The sequence below is a fragment of the Streptomyces sp. TP-A0874 genome (assembly GCF_001748085.1).
Classification (GTDB): domain Bacteria; phylum Actinomycetota; class Actinomycetes; order Streptomycetales; family Streptomycetaceae; genus Streptomyces.
On record NZ_BBZK01000012.1, the window covers coordinates 1 to 18,970 of the forward strand.

Sequence of the window (18,970 nt, forward strand, 5' to 3'; positions counted from 1 at the left end):
TTTTGTTTTCGAGGTCGCATCAAGGGGACTAGGAGCATTCTCACCGTATGGATCCGTGCTGTCACGTTCTGAACGGTCGAGCGATCTTCCGACGCTGGTACTAGCATCGGAAAATGGACTATCAGATTCGTACGGTGGGACCGGAGGACTGGCCCGCGTTGAGGGACCTGAGACTCGCCGCCCTCCGCGACGAAGCGGCACCGATCGCATTCCTGGACACTTATGAGAACAGTGTGGCCCAGGCTGACAGCTTCTGGCGTGGCCGGGCCACCCCGATCGAGCAGGGTGGAGCTGCGACCACCCTGGCGGCTGTGGATGCGGGCGGTACATGGGTCGGCATGTTGGCGCTGTTGGACGAGACCGGTGGTGAACCGCCGGCGCAGGTCCACGTCGTCAGCGTGTACGTACGGCCTGAGCAGCGCGGTACGGGGCTGGCGGAGGCGCTGCTCCGCAGGGCCGTCGACTGGACCTGGGCGAACACGGGCGCCGAGCGGATCCGCCTGTGCGTGCACGAGGCCAACGTCCGTGCCCGTGCCCTCTATGGCCGTGTCGGCTTCACGCCCACCGGGGAGACCATGGTCTTCCCGCCCGCACCGAATGAGGTCGAGCACGAGTTGGCGCTGGAACGCCCTTGAGTCCTGTGAGCAGCTCACCGGAGGTTCCGTGGCTGGACGGAGTCGCTGACTCCGGGGTGAGCGGCGTTCCGCTACTAACTAACCGAGCGACTGCCGTGGCCACCGGGCACGCGCTTGCTCCTGGGAGCGTACGAGAGCCAGCGTGGGGAGCCCTTCCGTGGAGCCCGCCCTGATCAGCTCCGGAAGCTGCGGCAGTGGAGCGACGGCTGCGATGTCGTCGAGGACCAGGGTGAGTGGTGGGTCGAGCCGGCCGGAGGATGACCGTGCGGCCATGCGGCGGCCGTGCTCGACCACGCTGGAGATGAGTGCTGTCAGCAGGGGCATCGCACCGGCGCGGGTGCGTGGGTCCTCGATGGCTTCACCCACCGCATAGAGCGTTCCCCCTTCTGCGATGAATGATTCCACGGCGAGCGAATCGGCCCTACGCGCCGTGCAGGCGTCGCGGATGTGAACCGAGGAGAGCGCGCTGAGCGCGCGAGCCGTCAACTCCTGGGCGGCTGCCCGGCGCTGCGGGTGGGCGGTGAGCATGCCCTCGAGCTCGCCCGCTGAACCAGCGGCGGCCCTGGGGTGGGTGCGGAGAGTGCGGACGGGTTCCTCCGGGGAGTTGCCGGAGGCCCAGCGGTGTACCTGGCGAAACGGTCGGCCGTCGATGGCCGCGGCGTGCAACCAGCAGCGCAGCAGCGTCTCGGCGCATTCGGCGGTCATCGCGTCGAGAGCGTGCGAGGGCCGTACGGGGGCCAGGAGCGCGGTGGCGCGGGCCGCCGCGATGTCCCGTGACTCGCAGCCCGTGCTGGGCGACCAGCGGAGTCTGTCCGGGGTGTCGACCAGATGGTTCGGATCGTAGAGATGGACCGGGCCCAGTTTGGCCCGGGGGGCCCTGCTCTCCGCCCAGACCGCCGGATCAGCGGTGACGACCAGCAGGGCACCCTCGGCCTCCAGCGCCGTGCGGAGCGCCAGTTCGCGGTAGGTCTCGCGGTCGTGCCCGGTGAAGTGCAGTCCGTGGGGGCCAGGCTCCGGAGGGGTCCGGTGGAGGCCGGCCGTAGTCGTGCCCGTCGGGCTGGAGACCGCCGCCTCCGGTGTTTTGGGGTCGTCAGACCAGTCCTCGGCCACCGGTGTCGGACTCGGTAGGGAGACCTGGGGAGGTCCCACGGGGACCCGGTGCTCGCTGGGTGCCGGCGGCGGGGACTGAACCGGCGGCGGCACGTCGGCCTGGACGGACTCGGCCGCGGCCGACCCGGCAGCTTCCTTGCGGCGTAGCCTTCGTTGAGCGCGCCATCTGCTCAGGGTGCCGAGGACGAAGATCGAGAGCACTGTGAGTACCAGGAACTGGCTGATGAAGACGCCCCAGAACAGGCCGTAGCCCGGAAGGGCGGCAGGGTCCGCGGTGGGCCAGGCGGCCGGTAGGTCGTGTGGCTCGGAGAGCAGATGGCGAATCGCCAGCGGGGTGCGAGTGAAGGCGACCCCGGAGGGGAAGGCGCCGTGGGCCAGGAGAGCGGACAGTTCCGCGGCCGTCCACACCAGCACCGTCAGCGCCAAGAGGAACCCCAGGATTCCGATGAGGAGTCCGTCTGGGATCCCGCCACCGGTGGGGCTGCTCGGCGATGGGCTGTGCGGTGTTCTTCCGCTGCTCACCGCCATCTCAGGCCACCGTGGATTCCGAGGACTCGGCGGTGGCCTCCTTGGCCAGTCTCCGCTCCATCACCGCTGCCCGTTCCTCCACTTCCGCCTCCGCCGCCCGCTGGAGGGCCAGGGATTCGCTGTTGCTCGAGGACTCGGTCATGGCCCGGTCGGTGTAGACGAGAGGCCGCTCGTCCTCGGTGATCAGATGTTTGACCACCTGCACATTGCCGTTGACGTCCCATACCGCGATACCAGGAGTCAGGGTGGGGATGATCTCCACGGCCCATCTGGGCAGCCCCAGTACCTGCCCCGTGGAGCGGGCCTCGTCCGCCTTCTGCGCGTAGATGGTGCGAGTCGAGGCCATTTTCAGGATCGCGGCGGCCTCCTTCGCCGCGGCTCCGTCCACCACGTCGGAGAGGTGGTGGACGACTGCTACGAACGACAGCCCCAGCCGTCGGCCGAACTTCAGGAGGCGTTGGAAGAGCTGCGCCACGAAGGGTGAGTTGATGATGTGCCAGGCTTCCTCGACGAGGAAGATCCGCTTCTTGCGGTCCGGCCGGATCCAGGTGTGTTCCAGCCAGACGCCGACGATCGCCATGAGGATCGGCATGGCGATCGAGTTGCGGTCGATATGGGAGAGGTCGAAGACGATCAGCGGGGCGTCGAGGTCGATTCCGACCGTCGTCGGGCCGTCGAACATCCCCCGCAGATCACCGTCGACCAGCCGGTCCAGCACCAGAGCCACGTCCAGGCCCCACGCCCGTACGTCGTCCAGGTCGACGTTCATTGATTCCGCGGACTCCGGCTCCGGGTGGCGGAGTTGCTCGACGATGTCGGTGAGGATGGGCTGCCGGTCGGTGATCGTCTCGTTCACATAGGCGTGCGCCACCTTCAGCGCGAACCCGGAGCGCTCGTCGAGGCCGTGCCCCAGCGCCACCTCGATGATCGTGCGGAGCAGCGCCAACTGACCGGTGGTGGTGATCGCGGGGTCGAGCGGATTGAGCCGGACGTTCCCGTCGAGGGCGGCCATCGGGTCGAGCCGGATCGGGGTGATCCCCAACTCCTGGGCGATGAGGTTCCACTCGCCGACCCCGTCCTCGCCCTGTGCGTCCAGGACCACCACCTGCCGGTCCCGGAACCGCAGCTGCCGCAGCACGTAGGTCTTCTCCAGCGCGGACTTGCCGTTGCCGGACTCGCCCAGCACCAGCCAGTGCGGGGCCGGCAGTTGCTGCCCGTAGAGCTGGAAGGGGTCGTAGATGTACCCCTTGCCCGAGTAGACCTCCCGCCCGATGATCACGCCGGAGTCGCCGAGCCCCGGAGCGGCCGTCGGCAGGTAAACGGCCTGGGCCTGCCCTGTCGACGTCCGGACGGGAAGTCTGGTCGTCTCCACCTTCCCGAACAGGAAGCTGGTGAATGCCTCGGTGAGGGCGGAGAGCGGATCGAGCATGACGGCGATGCCTCCTAGCGGCGGATGCCGGTCGCGAACGGCAGGGTGTTCACGAAGGCCCGGTGGTGCTCCCGGTCGCACCACTCCAGCTTGAGATAGGACTTGCCGGCCGAGGCGCGAATTGTCCGCTTGTCCCGGGCCAGCGCCTCGGGCGAACGAGAGGAGACGGTGATGTAGCCGACCAGGTTCACCCCCGCCGCGCCGCTGGCCAGGTCTTCGCCCCGCTGGTCCAACCGGTTGTGAGCGGCGATGTCCCGGGGGTCGACGGTCCGGTTCATCTTGGAGGCCCGGCTGGCTTCCGCTTCGTCGTTCGTCTTCTCCGTCAGCATGCGTTCGATGGCCACCTCGGTGGGTTCCAGGTCCATGCAGACGGCCACCGTGCGGATCACGTCCGGGGTGTGGACGAGCAGCGGTGCCAGGAAGTTCACGCCGACCGGTGTCATCGGCCACTCCTTCACCCAGGCCGTCGCATGGCACCAGGGCTCCCGCGTGGCGGACTCCCTGGTCTTCGCCTGCAGGAAGGTCGGTTCCGTCGCGTCCAGCTCAGCGGGCCAGGCGTTCCGCCTGGTCATCGCCTGGATGTGGTCGATGGGGTGGTCCGGGTCGTACATCGCGTGGATCAGCGAGGCGAGACGGCTCTGCCCCAGCGGCTGACGGACCCGGATATCCGCCTCGGTCAGGCGGGCGCAGATGTCCGTGAGCTCCCTCGCCATGACGACCGCCAGGCCCGCGTCCTTGTCGAGTCTGTTGCTGCCGCGCGCACCGCTCTTACGGGAGGCACGCGCTATCGCCTGGGCCTCGGCGGCGAGGTCACGGGTGTAGTGCATACAGGCGACCAGGTAGGCGCGGTGCTGCTCGGAAGAGGTCGACACCATCGACTGGAGCTGGTTGTAGGAGTTCTGCAGCCACTGCGGGGAGTTCGGGTCACCGCGCCGATCCACGTCCTTCGCGTGCGCGTCGGGGTCGGCCGGGAGCGTGCGTGCCAGCATCTGGAGGCGGGTGACGAAGCCGTCGCCGTTGGCCACATGCTTGAGCAGCGTTCCGAATCGGTCGACCAGGGCCTCCTGGTCCTCGCTGTCCCGTAGCCCGACGCCGGGCCCCTCGATCTCGATGGCGGCCGTCACCGTGCGGCGGTCGGCGTGCAGCAGCACCGCGATCTCGTCCGGGCCGAAGGGCGCGGCCAACCAGTTGATCCGACCGACGCCCGGGGGCGGACCGACCTCCACCTCACGCCCGTCCAGCCCCACACCCGCCTCCGCCACCCCGGAGCGGTAGACGGCTCCGCGGCGGACGATGCGCCGATAGGAGCGGTTGATCTCGAACCACCTGTAGAAAGTCCGCTGCTTGTAGGGAACGTAGACGGCGGCCAGCGCCAGCAGGGGGAAACCCGTGAGAGCCGCGATGCGGAGCGGCAACGCCGGGATGAGCAGACCGCCCATCATGCCGAGGAAGGCGCCGACGATGATCAGAGCGATCTCGCCGGTCTCCCGGTTCTTGCCGATGATCGCGTTCGGTCGGGCCCGGCCGATGAGGTACGTGCGTCGGGGCGCGACCGACTGGGTGTGGACCGTCAACGCCGCTCACCTCCTGAGGATTTGCTGGTGCTGGTGCCGGATCCGCCCCGGTCATGGGTGCGGGGGGCCGGCGGCGCGGACCTGGAACCGCCCGTGTCGCCCGGGCGGGAGCTGTGCGCGGCCACGCCGCCGGAGACGGCCCCGGTGGACTGCGGGGGCGGTTGCGGAGCGGAACCGCTGCCCCGGCTGCTGTGGGTCTTGATGCCCTGTTTGACGAGAGCGGCGGGGGAGGAGATGACGGCAGCGGCCTGGCTGCCGTCGGTGGCGTTCTTGCGGCCCCTGTGGGCGGAGGCCATCTCGTCGCCGAAGCCGGGTACGAACTTGTAGATGACGGCGCTGGCGAAGATCGCCAGCAGGATGATGGCGAGGCCCGAGACGACGGCGGACAGGGCGTTCGGTCCGTCGTCCGAGGTGCTGAGCGCTCCGGCGAGCCCCAGCACCACCACGATGACCGGTTTCACGAGGATGACCGCGATCATGATGCCCGCCCAGCGCCGGACGTGGCCCCACATGTTCTTGTCCACCAGTCCGGCGTAGACGGCGGTGCCGAGCAGCGCGCCGACGTAGAGCAGAGCCGCCCGGATCACGAGTTCCAGCCACAGCACCCCCGCGGCCAGCACGGTGACGAGGCTGACGACGATCAGCATGATGGGGCCGCCGCCGATGTCCTCGCCCTTCCTCAGCGCGTCCATGAACGTGCCGAAGAAGACATCGGTGTTCGACGAGGTACCGGCGGCCACGACATCGGTGACGGCGTCCGTCGCCGAGACGACCGTGTACAGGATGAGCGGGGTGAAGGCCGAGGCGAGGACGGTCAGCCAGAGGAAACCGATGGCTTCGGAGATCGCCTCGGTGAGGGGGACGCCCCGCACGGCCCGTTTGGCGACGGCGAGCAGCCAGAGGACGAGGGTGAGGACGGAGGAGGCGGCGAAGACGACGGCGTACTGGCGGAGGAAAGCGGTGTTGGTGAAGTCCACCTGTGCGGTCTCCGTGACCGCCTTGGAAAGTTTTCCGACGATCCATGCTGCTGCTTCGGCACAGCCCTTGGCGAGGGAGGAGAGGGGGTCGAGGGGGTTGTCGGAAAGTCCTTGCCGGGTGGGGGAGCCGTCTCCGCGTTCGCAGTAGTCCCTGGCTGGACCATGAATCAGGTCACAGGGTTCATTACTCCCTGATGGTGTCGGGGATGGCTCTGCGAAGGCACGGCTGGCGAGGAGGACACTGGCTACCTGCACCGTGGCCAGTGCAGATGTTATGGAGAGAGCACGTTTGCCGTGGCTAGCGGGCATAAGTGAACCCTCCATAGTTTTCTACCGCCTCCGAAATATCCTTGGCACTGGAAGCCGTTGTGTCGCTGCGTACCGGGGCTGGGCCACTCTTCTGAGAATGTGACTCAATTCTCCAGTCATTTTCGGACCATTTGAGGGTAATGGTGATAGTAAACCAGTCGTCTGCGACTGGTTTCGTCGAGCCTTCACCAGCCAGGCCGAACAAGCTGGTTGACCACACCTCGACGGTCGCAGTTTCCTGCCCGTAATCCGCTATCTTGGTCCCGACAGGAATTGTTCGGCTGATGAAAGTCATACCGTCAGGTGCGGAGCCGTCAGCGTTTAGGCCGATGCTTTCTTTGAACGACCTGTTGTAAGCCTTGTCCAGACCGCGCTGCATGTCGTCCCGTGCCGAGGATGTCGTGAGTGCCGCTATGGCTCGGTGACGCTTCTCCTCATCGAACATCAGGTCGGAGCCCAGAACCACCGCGTAGTTGGCCGCCGCGCTCTGCGCGCCCTGCTCCGTCTTGGGGAAGCCGGACGGGATGCCGGCGTTGGAGCCCGTCACCGGGTCTTCGCCGGTTGGGGCGGTCGGTTGGGGGCCGTTGGCGGAGCCGCCGCTGGAGCCGGAGTCCGACTGGTCCTGGCCGCTGCGGTTGGCGAACGCGATGGCCGCGATCAGCAGGACCACCACGCTCACGACCGTGAGCAGGCTCCTGGGCGAGCGGTTGGCGCGCTTGGCGCCGCCGTAGACATCGCCGGTCTCCGGGAGTCTGGTGCGGGTGCCGTGGCCGTCGTCGCCGGAGTGTCCGTCGGAGTAGTCGTCGTAGCCGCTGTAGTCCTCGCCGCTCTGAGTCATGTCGCCCACGTCCCCTCGTGCCCGGCAGCCGTTCTGGCCTCGCCGTGTGCACAGTCTTCACAGCCGTAGTACGACGGTAGCGCTGGTTGCCGCGCGGGCGCGGTGTGATGACATGACATCGGAAAGTTGCAACCTCAGCCGGTGGGGCGACGGACGGTGTCATGGCCGGGTGCGGACCGCTCCTCGGGCGTGACGGAGACGCGGTCGCGGTGGCCGATCGGTTGGGGTGGGCGTCGGGTGTGGGCTGTCGTCCGGATCGCCTTGGCGTCGCGTGCCCCGGCAGGCCGGGGCACGCCGGTAGGCCCTGCGGGCTCCGCCACGAGGACGTTCCGGCCCGTGCCGTTGGCCGTGCCGGGTCGCGCCCTCTGCCTCGGGGGGATCCGAACGGCAGCCCCTAGACGGCCATGCCGTAGACGATGGTGAACAGGGTTCCGAGTGACCCGATGATGAAGACACCGGTCAGTCCCGCGATGATCAGGCCCTTGCCCTGCTCGGCGCTGAAGGTGTCACGCAGGGCCGTGGCGCCGATCCGTTGTTTGGCCGCCCCCCAGATCGCGATCCCGAGGCAGAGCAGGATGGCTACCGCCATCACGACTTCGATCATGATCCGGGCCTCTTGGCCCAGAGTGCCGAACGGCCCCCAGTCCGGGGCGATGCCGCCGATGATCGTGGTGATGTCGCCTTTCTCGGCCGCCAGGTACATGTGGAACTCACCGCCCCCTGTGGGTAGTTGCCTGCCCCGGTGCCGTATGACACGGGGCAGGGTCCATCTTCGCTCAAGTTGCCGCCTGGTCCTGTCGACTTGACGGCATTTCTCGGTGGATCCGGTGTGGATCTCGGGTTGGCTCGCGCCTGCGAGGCGGCGAGGAGGCTTCTGAGGTCCGAATGATTACTCTGTGTATCACGCTCCGTGACCAAGGGCAATGGTCGGTCCGCGCCTCGGACCTCCGCCGCGCTGCGGGAGGAATGCCGGAGCCTGCAATGGGTCCGCCAGCTCGGGCCGCCCGGCTCCGTCGGCCCCGCAGGGTGGCCGTGGTGCCCTTGGGTCGGTCTTTCCGGCAGCGGAGCTAACGGCCTGTGATGTTGGGCGCACTTCCGGGCTTCCTCCGCCTGCGGTCGTGGTTCAGTCGCTATTGATGGCCTGTCGGGCGCTCCGAGTCGTTCGGTGGTACCGCCGCTGGCCGGCGCCTCCGCCCGGCGCACGGTGGCACGTTGGGTCGGCGCCGTGCGCCCGTCGCGGAAGGGCCGCGTGCGCTGTACCGTCCGAAGGAGCGCTGGGCGGCCGGGGAGTTGGGGGAAGGAAGCGGGATGCGGAAGCTCTGGCTGGGGCTGGGTGTCGGGTTAGGGCTGTCGTTGAGCTTCCTGGCCCTGCTGGTGGTGGGCACGTTCACCGCCGCCTCGAATCTGCTCGGTGGCGTGGCGGGTCGGGGCACCGGTCTGGCCAAGGGGGCGGTCCCGGCGGCCTACAAGCCGCTGGTGCAGCAGTGGGGGAACCACTGTTCGGCCATCACCCCGTCGCTGCTCGCCGCCCAGCTGTACCAGGAGAGCGGTTGGAACCCGAGGGCGCAGAGCCCGGCGGCGGCGCAGGGCATAGCCCAGTTCATCCCGAGCACCTGGGCCGTGCACGGGCTGGACGGCAACGGGGACGGCAAGCGAGATGTCTTCGACCCGCAGGACGCGATTCCCTCGGCGGCCGCCTACGACTGCAAGCTGGCCGAGTATGTGAAGGACACGCCGGGCGACCCGACCGAGAACATGCTCGCCGCCTACAACGCCGGGGCGTACGCGGTCATCGAGCACGGGGGTGTGCCGCCGTACCGCGAGACCCAGAACTACGTGAAGACCATCACCACGCTCGCGAAGAGCTTCGAGGCCCCGGAGAGCAAGATCCCAGCTTCCCGGCAGGCGGCCGGGGCGATCTACTACGCCCAGCAGAAGCTGGGCACCGAGTACCTGTGGGGCGGTGACGGCCGGGAGGACCAGGGCGGCCGCTTCGACTGCTCGGGGCTGACCAAGGCGGCTTACGCCTCGGTCGGGATCGAGCTGCCCCGGGTCGCCAACGATCAGTACAACGCCGGGCCGCACCCCCAGCGGGACGAACTGATGCCCGGTGACCTCGTCTTCTTCTCCGACGACCTCGACGATCCGCGGGCGATCCGCCATGTGGGGCTGTACGTGGGCGGCGGATATATGATCAATGCGCCGTACACAGGGGCCGTGATCCGGTTCGACAAGATCGACACGCCGGATTACTTCGGGGCCACCAGGGTTACCCAGGACGGCGCGCGGGCTCTTCCGGGGGCCGACACCGCGTAGGCTGTCCCCCACCTCCCCCAAGCCGTCTGAGCTGCGACGATGGATCACCCTTCGGTAACGTACTGGTGGTCTTTCCGTGGAAAGCGGAACGTCGGGCGGGTGGTTGGGCGTTCCCTGGTGGCGAGGTTGATGTGCCCCCGAGCGGGCACGGCAGCCCCAGGGGGACGTGGGGGCCGACAGCGGGCAAATCGATCAGGGCGACAGACAAGGGGCCGCGTCAGATGGCTGGAACCGCAGTGGGACTCCCTTTGTCGGTGGACTCCGCGACAGCGATGGACTCCCTGGCCTCGGCGACCTCGGAGCCCCTCACCGCCGCGGCCGGTCCGGTGGTCGAGGCCGAGTCCAATCTCGATGTCGAGCTGCTCTACGACATCAACGGGATCGGCACTGACGCCCCGCACTGGTTCGACCGCACCGTGGAGTGGGTCGGGGAGTACGGGATCCTGGTGGCGATGGCGCTGCTGATGCTCTTCTGCTGGTGGGGAGCGCGGAAGCGGAGCGGTGCACCGGGTGTGGTGGCCGGTCTGGTCTGGGCGCCGATCGCGGCCGGCATCGCCCTGCTGGTGAACATCCCGATCCGGGAGATCGTCGAGCGGCCGAGGCCCTTCCTGGACCACGAGGGACTGCACGTCCTGGTGGAGGGCAAGACCGACTACTCCTTCGCCAGCGATCACTCGACGCTGGCCATGGCCATCGCGGTGGGCGTCTTCATCGCGCACCGGAGGTACGGTCTGGCGGCCCTCGGGCTCGCGCTCCTGGAGGGCTTCTGCCGGATCTACATGGGCGTCCACTACCCGACGGACGTGGTGGGTGGCTTCGCGCTCGGTACGGCTGTCGCCCTGCTGCTGGCCCCGCCCGCGATGGCGCTGCTCACACCGCTGGCGCGGACGGTCGCCGACTCCCGGGCCGGATGGCTGGTGCGGGCGGGCGGCGCGGGCGCCTCGGCCTCCGAGGGGGAGGCCGACTCGAACGGTCCCGCCGACGGCTCCGGAGGCCACCGGAACGACCTGGCGGCCTGAGGGCCTCCTTTCACCACTCCCGGCAGCCGCGCGCCCGCCGCGCTGTCGCGCTCCGAGGGTGGCCCGTGATCGGGGTGCCCCCGGGGGCGCGCCGCGGTCGCCCGAGGGCACCCACTGACGCACCGCGGATCGAACCGGCGGCGCGGGGTGGGCGAGAGTGGCCGCGGTGCTGGAGTGCGCCGGCCGCCGACCGTGACGGTTCGCCCCGGACGCTCGTTGTCCAAGCGAGTCGCAGCGGGACTACTGGGGGTTGTCGGCCATGGCAGGGCAGCGAGGGCGTCGAGGCGGTGGTGTCATCGTCGTCGCCGTGTCGGGCAGCCTGCTGGCCTCGGCGGCCGTGACCGGCTGTTCGCAGCCGGATGTCGCGGTGGACCAGAAGCCCGCGGCTGACAGCCGGCCGGCGGACGACGCGTTGTCCCAGGTCCGGGACGCGGCCGACGTCCTTCTGCGGTCGGGCAGCTCCAGGGCCCGTACGGCGATGGAGACCGCGGTGGGCGGCACCAAGGTGACCACCCGGGGCGAGGGCGCCTTCGACTACACCCGGCGGATCGGTCGGCTGCGGGTGGTGCTGCCGCGGGATGCCGCCGGTCTGGCGGAGCACCGTCCGGTCACCGAGTTGATGACGGCCGGGGAGCTGTACATGAAGGACCGGGGGGCCGGGGTTCCGGCCGACAAGTGGGTGCGCCTGGACACCACGGAACTGGTGGACGGGAACCTGGTGAGCGGTGGGGCGGCGGATCCGCTGATCGCGGCGGAGCTGCTCCGTGGGGTCCGGCGGGTGAGCTACCTCGGTGAGACCGAGGACGGGAGTGGGCGGCGGCTGCGCCACTACCGGGGCACGACGGACATCGGACGGGCCGCGGAGCGCGCCTCGGAGTACGCCCGGGGTGCGCTGTCCGCCGCGGTGCGCGGCTTCGCCGCCGAGCCCGTCTCCTTCGACGCCTACCTCGACGGCCGGGGCCGGCTCCGTCAGGTGCGGTACCGCTTCGTCTTCACCGCGGGCGGGCGGGGCCCGGGTGAGGCGGGTGGAGTCGGCGCTCCGGGGGCGGGGAGCGGGGTGGAGGTGGTCTCGACGACGCAGTTGTTCGATTTTGGTGCTCCGGTCGACACGGTGCTGCCGGCGGAGCAGGACATCTACGCCGGTGAGGTGTCGATCTCCGGGGTCTGACCCAGGCCGACATAGCCTTTCGGCGCAGGAGAGATGGTCCGTTCGTGCCATGCGCGCACTCTGTCCCGGTCTCTACGCTGAGCGGGCAGTACGGGGGAGCAGTGGATGCTCGCCGGGGGAGGAGGTGACGCGCGTGGTGCCATCCCGCGGTTGTGCCGTCCAGGACCACGTGGCCCTCGCGGAGATCGAACTCTGCGGTGAGCTGATGATCGCGGCCTCGGCGGCGGAGGGGGACAGGCTCAGCCCGGACCAGATCGACGAGGTGCTGGAAGTGGCGAGGGAACAGCGGTAGGAGGGGCTGGATCCGGCCCCTCCGGCGCGTCGACGCGGATCCATGGTGAGTTTTTCAGCTCCGGAGCAGCCGGGCGACCGCCGCGGTGGCCTCGGCGACCTTCGCCTCCATCTCCTCGCCGCCCTGTACGGCGGCCGCGGCGACGCAGTGCCGCAGGTGCTCTTCCAGCAGTTGGACGGCGAAGGACTGCAGCGCCTTGGTGCCGGCCGACACCTGGGTGAGTATGTCGATGCAGTAGACGTCCTCGTCCACCATGCGCTGCAGCCCGCGGATCTGGCCCTCGATCCGGCGCAGCCGCTTGAGGTGCTGTTCCTTGTTCTTGCTGTAGCCGTAGGACGCCGGGGCGTCGTCGGTCAGGTGGCTGTCGGCGCGGCCGCCCGCCGCCGGGCCCGAGGCTCCGCTCCCGCCGCTCACGTCGGCCTTCGAGGTCGGCACGGTATGTCCCCTCCCGGTTCCGCCGCCGGCGGCTCCTGTGGTGCTTCGAAAGTCCGTATACCCCTACCGGGTATACGGTAGCCAATTCCTCCGCCGATATCCGGGGGCCGCTGCCGGGGAGCCCGTTCGATGGGCGACACTGAGGTAACGGCGGTTAGCCGTGGCTGGATGATGCGCCTAGCATCAGCCTGACCGAATCCGATTGCACCCCGAGGAACTCACGTGCGATTTCGTCTGACCCCCCGGGAGACGAGTTTCTATGACATGTTCGCCGCATCCGCGGACAACATCGTCACGGGCTCGAGGCTCCTGTTGGAACTGCTCGGGGCGGACTCCTCCGCTCGGGCTGAGATCGGCGAGCGGATGCGGGCAGCGGAGCACGCGGGGGACGACGCGACCCACGCGATCTTCCACCAGCTGAACTCCTCGTTCATCACGCCCTTCGACCGCGAGGACATCTACAACCTCGCCTCCTCGCTCGACGACATCATGGACTTCATGGAGGAGGCGGTCGATCTCGTGGTGCTCTACGAGATCGACGAACTCCCCAAGGGGGTCGAGCGGCAGATCGAGGTGCTGGCGCGGGCGGCGGAGCTGACCGCCGAGGCGATGCCGAACCTGCGGACCATGTCCAACCTCACCGAGTACTGGATCGAGGTGAACCGTCTGGAGAACCAGGCGGACCAGATCCACCGCAAGCTGCTGGCCCACCTGTTCAACGGCAAGTACGACGCCATGGACGTGCTCAAGCTGAAGCAGATCGTGGACGTACTGGAGGAGGCCGCGGACGCCTTCGAGCACGTGGCCAACACCGTCGAGACCATCGCGGTCAAGGAGTCCTGACCTCCGGTGGACACCCTCGCGCTCGTCGTGACCATCGGGGTCGCGCTCGGTTTCACCTACACCAACGGCTTTCACGACTCCGCGAACGCCATCGCCACCTCCGTCTCCACCCGGGCACTGACCCCGAAGGCGGCCCTGACCATGGCCGCCGTGATGAACCTGGCCGGGGCCTTCCTGGGCAGCGGCGTCGCCAAGACGGTCAGCCAGGGGTTGATCGAGACGCCGCACGGCTCCCGCGGCATGGCGATCCTCTTCGCCGCGCTGGTCGGCGCCGTGGTCTGGAACATGATCACCTGGTATTTCGGCCTCCCCTCCTCCTCCAGCCACGCTCTCTTCGGGGGGATGGTGGGCGCCGCGCTCGCGGGATCGAGCGTCGTCTACTGGATGGGTGTGGTCGAGAAGATCGTCATCCCGATGATCCTCTCGCCGATAGTCGGGCTTCTCTTCGGCTATCTGGTGATGGTCGGCATCCTGTGGCTTTTCCGGAAGAGCAATCCGCACCGGGCCAAACGCGGCTTCCGGATAGCGCAGACGGTGTCGGCGGCGGCGATGGCGCTCGGCCACGGTCTGCAGGACGCGCAGAAGACCATGGGCGTCGTGGTGATGGCCCTGGTCATCGCCGACCTGGAGCAGCCGAACGCGGCGATCCCGGTCTGGGTCAAGCTCTCCTGCGCCCTGGTGCTCTCTCTCGGTACCTACGCGGGCGGCTGGCGGATCATGCGCACGCTGGGCCGTCGGATCATCGAGCTCGACCCGCCGCAGGGGTTCGCGGCCGAGACGACGGCGGCCTCCGTGATGTACACCGCGTCGTTCATGTTCCACGCGCCGATCTCCACCACGCACGTGATCACCTCGGCGATCATGGGCGTGGGGTCGACCAAGCGGTTCAAGGCGGTCCGCTGGGGCGTGGCCAAGAACATCATCATGGGCTGGTTCATCACCATGCCCGCCGCGGCGCTGTTCGCCGCACTGAGTTTCTGGACCGTCAAGCTGGCCTTCGGCTGACGGCGGACCGGCGCACCCGCCGGCACGGACGAGCCCGCCCTCGGGAGCCAAGGGCGGGCTCTGGGCTTCGCGGCCGCACCGCCATGCAGCACCGCGGAGCCGATCGTGGTCGGGTCAGCCGAAGCGTCCCGAGATGTAGTCCTCGGTGGCCCGTACCGACGGGTTGGAGAAGATCCGCTCGGTGTCGTCGATCTCGACGAGGGTGCCGGGCTGCCCGACGGCGGAGAGGTTGAAGAAGGCGGTACGGTCCGAGACCCGCGCCGCCTGCTGCATGTTGTGGGTCACGATGACGATGGTGAACCGCTCCTTCAGGGTGCTGATCAGGTCCTCGATGGCGAGGGTGGATATCGGGTCGAGGGCGGAGCAGGGCTCGTCCATCAGCAGCACCTGAGGCTCGACCGCGATCGCGCGCGCGATGCAGAGCCGCTGCTGCTGGCCGCCGGAGAGACCGGAGCCGGGCCGGTGGAGCCGGTCCTTGACCTCGGTCCAGAGGTTGGCGCCGCGCAGCGAGCTCTCGACGATCTCGTCCAGCTCGCCCTTCCGCCGGGTCCCGTTCAGCCGCGGACCGGCGACCACGTTCTCGTAGATCGACATGGTCGGGAAGGGGTTCGGACGCTGGAAGACCATGCCGACGGTCCGGCGGACGGACACCGGGTCGACGTCGGGTGCGTAGAGGTCCTCGTCGTCCAGCAGCACCTTGCCCTCCACCCAGCCCCCCGAGGTGACCTCGTGCATCCGGTTGAGGGTGCGCAGGAAGGTGGACTTGCCACAGCCCGACGGGCCGATGAAGGCGGTCACGGAGCGCGGCTCCACCGTCATCGAGATGTCCTCGATCGCCTTGTGGTTGCCGTAGTAGGCGGTGAGGCCGCTGACGTCGATGCGCTTGGCCATGTGTGGCTCACATTCCTTCCGGGGGGCTCCGCCCGGCGGAGCCGGGTTCTCTGCTGCTCCGGCCCGCCGGCGCCCTGTGGGGCGTCCGGGCCTCTCGATGGTGGCGGCCGGCGGGTTCAACGTCCGCTCCTGGGGGCCTTCCACCGGGCGATGGCGCGGGCGACCAGGTTGAGGATCATGACGAAGACGATCAGGACGAGCGCCGCCGCCCAGGCGCGGTCGATCGCGGCCGGGGTGCCGATGGCGTACTGCTCGTAGACGTAGAGCGGCAGCGAGGACTGGACGTCGGAGAACGGGTTGGTGTTGATGAACATGCTCCCCGAGACGAGCAGCAGGATCGGCGCCGTCTCACCGGTGATCCGGGCGACCGCCAGCATCACCCCGGTGGTGATCCCGCCGATGGCGGTCGGCAGCACGACCTTGAGGATCGTCCGCCACTTCGGCACGCCGAGCGCGAGGGATGCCTCGCGCAGCTCGTTCGGCACGAGCTTCAGCATCTCCTCGGTGGAGCGGACCACGACCGGCATCATCAGGATGGCGAGGGCCATGGCGCCGGCGAAGCCGGAGTAGCCCATTCCGAAGGTGAGCACCCAGGTGGAGAGGATGAACAGGCCGGCGACGATCGAGGGGATGCCGGTCATGACGTCCACGAAGAAGGTGACCGCGCGGGCCAGCCGGCCGCGGCCGTACTCCACCAGGTAGACGGCGGTGAGCAGGCCGACCGGCGCGGCGATGGCGGTGGCGATGGCGACCTGCTCCAGGGTCCCGACGAGGGCGTGGTAGATGCCGCCGCCCGGGGCGCTGTTCGACAGCCCGGCCATGGAGTGCGTCAGGAAGTAGCCGTCGAGCACCTTCACCCCGCGGGCGACCGTGGTCCAGGCGAGGGAGAGGAGCGGCACGGTCGCGAGGACGAAGCAGAGCCAGACCAGGCTGGTGGCGATGCGGTCCTTCGCCTGGCGGGGGCCCTCGACCGCGGCGGTGGCCAGATAGCTGGCGAGGACGAAGAAGAGGGCGGCGAGGATGCCCCACTGGACGCGGCTGTGCCAGCCGGCGGCGAGGCCGAGGCCGCAGCCGGCGGCTATCGAGGCGAGGGCCGTGACGGCCGGGGCCCAGCGGGGGAGCCGCCGCTGGGAGAGGGTCCGCCGGGGCGGTGGGCCGGCCTCCCCGAGCAGGGGCTCTTCCAGGGTGAGGTGGCTCATGCGTTGGCTCCCGAGTACTCCTTGCGCCTGGCGATGATCAGGCGGGCGGCACCGTTCACCAGCAGGGTGATGGCGAAGAGCACCAGGCCGGAGGCGATCAGCGCGTCCCGGCCGAACTCGTCCGCCTCGTTGAACTTGGCTGCGATGTTCTGGGCGAAGGTGCCGCCCCCCGCGTCCAGCAGATGGCCGGAGAAGACGAAGGACGGCGAGAGGACGGTGGCCACGGCCATGGTCTCGCCGAGGGCCCGGCCGAGGCCGAGCATGGCGGCGCTGATGATCCCGGAGCGGCCGAACGGCAGCACCGACATCCGGATCACCTCCCAGCGGGTGGCGCCGAGTGCCAGCGCCGCCTCCTCGTGCGCCTTCGGCACCTGGAGGAAGACCTCGCGGGTGACGTTGGTGATGACCGGCAGGATCATCACGGCCAGCAGGATGCCGACGGTGAACAGCGACCGGGCGGGACCGGAGTCGGACTTGTCGAAGACGTAGGCCCAGCCCAGGTAGGCGTCGAGCCAGCGGTTCAGCCCGTCGAGGTACGGCACGAGGACCAGTGCGCCCCAGAGCCCGTAGACGATGCTGGGCACGGCGGCGAGCAGGTCGATGAGATAGGCCAGCGGGGCGGCGAGTCGGCGCGGGGTGTAGTGGGAGATGAACAGTGCTATCCCGACGGCCACCGGCACCGCGATGGCGAGCGCGATGATCGAGCTCACCACCGTGCCGTAGGCGAGGATCGCGATGCCGAACTCGACGGGCCGGCCCTGCGGGTTCCACTCGAACGCGGTGAGGAAGTTGGCTTCGTTCCGGGAGATCGCGATCGAGGCGCGGTAGGTCAGGAACACCGCGATGGCCGCCATGATGACCAGCAGCACGATCCCGGAACCCCGGGAGAGTGTGAGGAAGACCCGGTCTCCGGGGCGGCTGGCGCCTCCCCGGCTCGGCCCTCGGGGCGGCGGCGCGGTCGGGCTGGGTGATTCGTCGTCCATGGCTTCTCCGGTCTGCGGGGTGGGGTTCCCTGCTGTGCGGCGGTGCACCGGATGGTGGGAGGCGGAAGGGGGCTGGCGGCTTCGCCGGCCGGGGCCGGCGCGGCCCCGGCGGAGTGACGGGGCCGGCGGCCTGGTCAGGAGAGGGTGGGGATGACCTCGCGGACCTTCGCCGCGATCTCGGGGGGCAGCGGGGCGTAGCCCTCGTCGGCGAGCAGCGACTGACCGTCCTCGCTGGCCGTGTAGCTGAGGAAGGACTTCACCGCCTCCAGGCTCTTCTCCGGGTTGCCCTGGTCGCAGACGATCTCGTAGGTGACCAGGATGATCGGGTAGGCGCCGTCGGCCTTGGTGGCGTAGTCCAGTTCGAGGGAGAGGTCCTTGTCCTCGCCGACGACCTCGGCGGCCGCGATGGCCTTTGAGGCGTTGTCGGTGGTGGCCTCGACCGGCTCGGCGGCCCCCGTGTCGATCTTCACCGAGGTGAGGTCGTTGCTGGTGGCGTAGGAGAGCTCGAAGTAGCCGATGGCCCCTTCGACCTGCTTGACCTGCGAGGCCACTCCGGAGGAGCCGCTGGCGGACTGACCGCCCTTGGCGGGCCAGGACTTCTCCGCGTCGTACTTCCACTCGTCGGGGGCCGAGGCGGAGAGGTACTGGCCGAGGTTCTGGGTCGTGCCGGACTCGTCGGACCGGTGGAACGCCTGGATCTCGGTGGACGGGAGCTTCGCGTCGGGGTTCAGCTTCTGGATCGCGGGATCGTCCCACTTCTTGATCTTGGAGTCGAAGATCTTGGCGATGGTGGGAGCGTCCAGTGTGAGGTCGTCGACGCCCGGGAGGTTGTATCCGAGGGCGACCGGCCCGCCGACCATCGGGAGGTTGATGCCCTGGCCGGTCTTGCAGACCTTCCTGGACGCCTCGACCTCCTCGGGCTTCAGCGCCGAGTCGGAGCCGGCGAAAGCGGTCGATCCCTGGTTGAACTGGGTGATGCCACCGCCGGAGCCGATCGGGTTGTAGTTGATCTGCACGCCGGGGCAGGCCGCCATGTAGTCGGCGATCCACTTGTCCATGGCGTTCTTCTGGGCGGAGGAGCCGGAGGCGAGCAGCTTGCCGTCGCTGCCGCACTTGATGTCGCCGGACGGCTTGGCCCCGGATTCCCCGCCTGCCTTGGTGTTGTCGTCCGAACCACAGGCGGCGAGGAGGAGCGCGGCGGAGACTGCGACCGCACCGGCGGTCAGCGTCCGTGTTCCGCGGCCGAAGCTACGCTGGGGTTTCACCTTCGAGTGGTCCTTCCTGGAGGCTCGCCGTGGGCGGCCGGGCTGGGGGTGGGTTCCGACAGCCGTCCGTGGCTGCTGGACCCTCTGGTAAGGCCGAAATTAGGTAGATGAGATGAATCCGTCACCGGTGGCGAGTGAACGGCGAGTGAACCTC

General features: G+C 69.0%; 18 protein-coding genes. 7 read left to right on the forward strand and 11 right to left on the reverse strand.

Translation table 11 applies throughout. The features are described from left to right. The first annotated feature begins 113 nt into the window (after positions 1-113). Positions 114-635 carry a GNAT family N-acetyltransferase gene (locus tag BGP73_RS19295; protein ID WP_069816667.1) on the forward strand — a complete coding sequence of 174 codons (522 nt, stop codon included), beginning with the start codon at positions 114-116 and terminating at the stop codon, positions 633-635. A 78-nt stretch (positions 636-713) separates the two neighbouring features. On the opposite strand, the gene BGP73_RS19300 is transcribed toward BGP73_RS19295, so the two are convergent. The 6 genes from BGP73_RS19300 to BGP73_RS19325 all read right to left on the reverse strand — a co-directional run bounded on the left by BGP73_RS19300 (position 714) and on the right by BGP73_RS19325 (position 8,103). Continuing rightward, positions 714-2,273 carry a type VI secretion protein gene (locus BGP73_RS19300; protein ID WP_079127690.1) on the reverse strand — a complete coding sequence of 520 codons (1,560 nt, stop codon included), beginning with the start codon at positions 2,271-2,273 and terminating at the stop codon, positions 714-716. 1 nt (position 2,274) lies between these two features. Beyond that, positions 2,275-3,702 (reverse strand): ATP-binding protein, encoded by a 1,428-nt coding sequence (locus tag BGP73_RS19305; protein ID WP_069816669.1) that lies wholly within the window; start codon positions 3,700-3,702, stop codon positions 2,275-2,277. Positions 3,703-3,716: 14 nt separating this feature from the next. Continuing rightward, entirely contained in the window at positions 3,717-5,276 is a 1,560-nt protein-coding gene (locus tag BGP73_RS19310; protein WP_069816671.1) for an SCO6880 family protein, read from the reverse strand. Continuing rightward, positions 5,273-6,562: a hypothetical protein gene (locus tag BGP73_RS19315; RefSeq protein WP_069816674.1), complete on the reverse strand. Its 1,290-nt coding sequence runs from the start codon at positions 6,560-6,562 to the stop codon at positions 5,273-5,275. The genes BGP73_RS19310 and BGP73_RS19315 overlap by 4 nt, the downstream gene beginning before the upstream one ends. After that, complete coding sequence (locus BGP73_RS19320; RefSeq protein ID WP_069816865.1) at positions 6,552-7,400, reverse strand: hypothetical protein; 849 nt, start codon at positions 7,398-7,400, stop codon at positions 6,552-6,554. The genes BGP73_RS19315 and BGP73_RS19320 overlap by 11 nt, the downstream gene beginning before the upstream one ends. Positions 7,401-7,794: 394 nt before the next feature. Next, on the reverse strand, positions 7,795-8,103 hold the full coding sequence (locus tag BGP73_RS19325) for a hypothetical protein (protein WP_069816676.1): 309 nt from the start codon (positions 8,101-8,103) through the stop codon (positions 7,795-7,797). A 605-nt stretch (positions 8,104-8,708) separates the two neighbouring features. Between BGP73_RS19325 and BGP73_RS19330 the strand changes: the two genes are divergently transcribed. The 4 genes from BGP73_RS19330 (at position 8,709) to BGP73_RS23205 (ending at position 12,195) form a co-directional block, all read left to right on the forward strand. Further along, on the forward strand, positions 8,709-9,716 hold the full coding sequence (locus tag BGP73_RS19330) for a C40 family peptidase (RefSeq protein ID WP_069816678.1): 1,008 nt from the start codon (positions 8,709-8,711) through the stop codon (positions 9,714-9,716). Positions 9,717-9,988: 272 nt separating this feature from the next. Further along, positions 9,989-10,735 carry a phosphatase PAP2 family protein gene (locus tag BGP73_RS19335; protein WP_069816867.1) on the forward strand — a complete coding sequence of 249 codons (747 nt, stop codon included), beginning with the start codon at positions 9,989-9,991 and terminating at the stop codon, positions 10,733-10,735. A gap of 259 nt (positions 10,736-10,994) precedes the next feature. After that, positions 10,995-11,903 carry a hypothetical protein gene (locus BGP73_RS19340; protein ID WP_069816680.1) on the forward strand — a complete coding sequence of 303 codons (909 nt, stop codon included), beginning with the start codon at positions 10,995-10,997 and terminating at the stop codon, positions 11,901-11,903. 133 nt (positions 11,904-12,036) lie between these two features. Next, positions 12,037-12,195, forward strand: a complete 159-nt coding sequence (locus BGP73_RS23205; RefSeq protein ID WP_170837890.1) for a hypothetical protein — start codon at positions 12,037-12,039, stop codon at positions 12,193-12,195. 54 nt (positions 12,196-12,249) lie between these two features. Here BGP73_RS23205 and BGP73_RS19345 read toward each other — a convergent pair whose 3' ends face one another. After that, entirely contained in the window at positions 12,250-12,552 is a 303-nt protein-coding gene (locus BGP73_RS19345; RefSeq protein ID WP_069816869.1) for a metal-sensitive transcriptional regulator, read from the reverse strand. 300 nt (positions 12,553-12,852) lie between these two features. Between BGP73_RS19345 and BGP73_RS19350 the strand changes: the two genes are divergently transcribed. Together BGP73_RS19350 and BGP73_RS19355 are read left to right on the forward strand one after the other, a co-directional pair. Continuing rightward, positions 12,853-13,473 carry a DUF47 domain-containing protein gene (locus BGP73_RS19350; protein ID WP_069816682.1) on the forward strand — a complete coding sequence of 207 codons (621 nt, stop codon included), beginning with the start codon at positions 12,853-12,855 and terminating at the stop codon, positions 13,471-13,473. 6 nt (positions 13,474-13,479) lie between these two features. After that, complete coding sequence (locus BGP73_RS19355; protein ID WP_069816685.1) at positions 13,480-14,478, forward strand: inorganic phosphate transporter; 999 nt, start codon at positions 13,480-13,482, stop codon at positions 14,476-14,478. 114 nt (positions 14,479-14,592) lie between these two features. Here BGP73_RS19355 and pstB read toward each other — a convergent pair whose 3' ends face one another. The 4 genes from pstB to pstS form a co-directional block, all read right to left on the reverse strand. Beyond that, positions 14,593-15,369: a phosphate ABC transporter ATP-binding protein PstB gene (gene pstB / locus BGP73_RS19360; RefSeq protein ID WP_069816687.1), complete on the reverse strand. Its 777-nt coding sequence runs from the start codon at positions 15,367-15,369 to the stop codon at positions 14,593-14,595. A 116-nt stretch (positions 15,370-15,485) separates the two neighbouring features. Beyond that, positions 15,486-16,568 carry a phosphate ABC transporter permease PstA gene (pstA, locus tag BGP73_RS19365; protein ID WP_069816689.1) on the reverse strand — a complete coding sequence of 361 codons (1,083 nt, stop codon included), beginning with the start codon at positions 16,566-16,568 and terminating at the stop codon, positions 15,486-15,488. Beyond that, positions 16,565-17,551 (reverse strand): phosphate ABC transporter permease subunit PstC, encoded by a 987-nt coding sequence (pstC, locus tag BGP73_RS19370; protein WP_069816692.1) that lies wholly within the window; start codon positions 17,549-17,551, stop codon positions 16,565-16,567. The genes pstA and pstC overlap by 4 nt, the downstream gene beginning before the upstream one ends. A gap of 134 nt (positions 17,552-17,685) precedes the next feature. Then, positions 17,686-18,816 (reverse strand): phosphate ABC transporter substrate-binding protein PstS, encoded by a 1,131-nt coding sequence (pstS, locus tag BGP73_RS19375; protein ID WP_069816694.1) that lies wholly within the window; start codon positions 18,814-18,816, stop codon positions 17,686-17,688. Positions 18,817-18,970 lie beyond the last annotated feature (154 nt).

Bases quoted from the DNA above. Each gene is read 5' to 3' on its own strand.
- BGP73_RS19295 (WP_069816667.1), top strand. From the start codon at position 114: ATGGACTATCAGATTCGTACGGTGGGACCGGAGGACTGGCCCGCGTTG.
- BGP73_RS19300 (WP_079127690.1), bottom strand. From the start codon at position 2,273: ATGGCGGTGAGCAGCGGAAGAACACCGCACAGCCCATCGCCGAGCAGC.
- BGP73_RS19305 (WP_069816669.1), bottom strand. From the start codon at position 3,702: ATGCTCGATCCGCTCTCCGCCCTCACCGAGGCATTCACCAGCTTCCTG.
- BGP73_RS19315 (WP_069816674.1), bottom strand. From the start codon at position 6,562: ATGCCCGCTAGCCACGGCAAACGTGCTCTCTCCATAACATCTGCACTG.
- BGP73_RS19320 (WP_069816865.1), bottom strand. From the start codon at position 7,400: ATGACTCAGAGCGGCGAGGACTACAGCGGCTACGACGACTACTCCGAC.
- BGP73_RS19325 (WP_069816676.1), bottom strand. From the start codon at position 8,103: ATGTACCTGGCGGCCGAGAAAGGCGACATCACCACGATCATCGGCGGC.
- BGP73_RS19330 (WP_069816678.1), top strand. From the start codon at position 8,709: ATGCGGAAGCTCTGGCTGGGGCTGGGTGTCGGGTTAGGGCTGTCGTTG.
- BGP73_RS19335 (WP_069816867.1), top strand. From the start codon at position 9,989: ATGGACTCCCTGGCCTCGGCGACCTCGGAGCCCCTCACCGCCGCGGCC.
- BGP73_RS19340 (WP_069816680.1), top strand. From the start codon at position 10,995: ATGGCAGGGCAGCGAGGGCGTCGAGGCGGTGGTGTCATCGTCGTCGCC.
- pstB (WP_069816687.1), bottom strand. From the start codon at position 15,369: ATGGCCAAGCGCATCGACGTCAGCGGCCTCACCGCCTACTACGGCAAC.
- pstA (WP_069816689.1), bottom strand. From the start codon at position 16,568: ATGAGCCACCTCACCCTGGAAGAGCCCCTGCTCGGGGAGGCCGGCCCA.
- pstC (WP_069816692.1), bottom strand. From the start codon at position 17,551: ATGGACGACGAATCACCCAGCCCGACCGCGCCGCCGCCCCGAGGGCCG.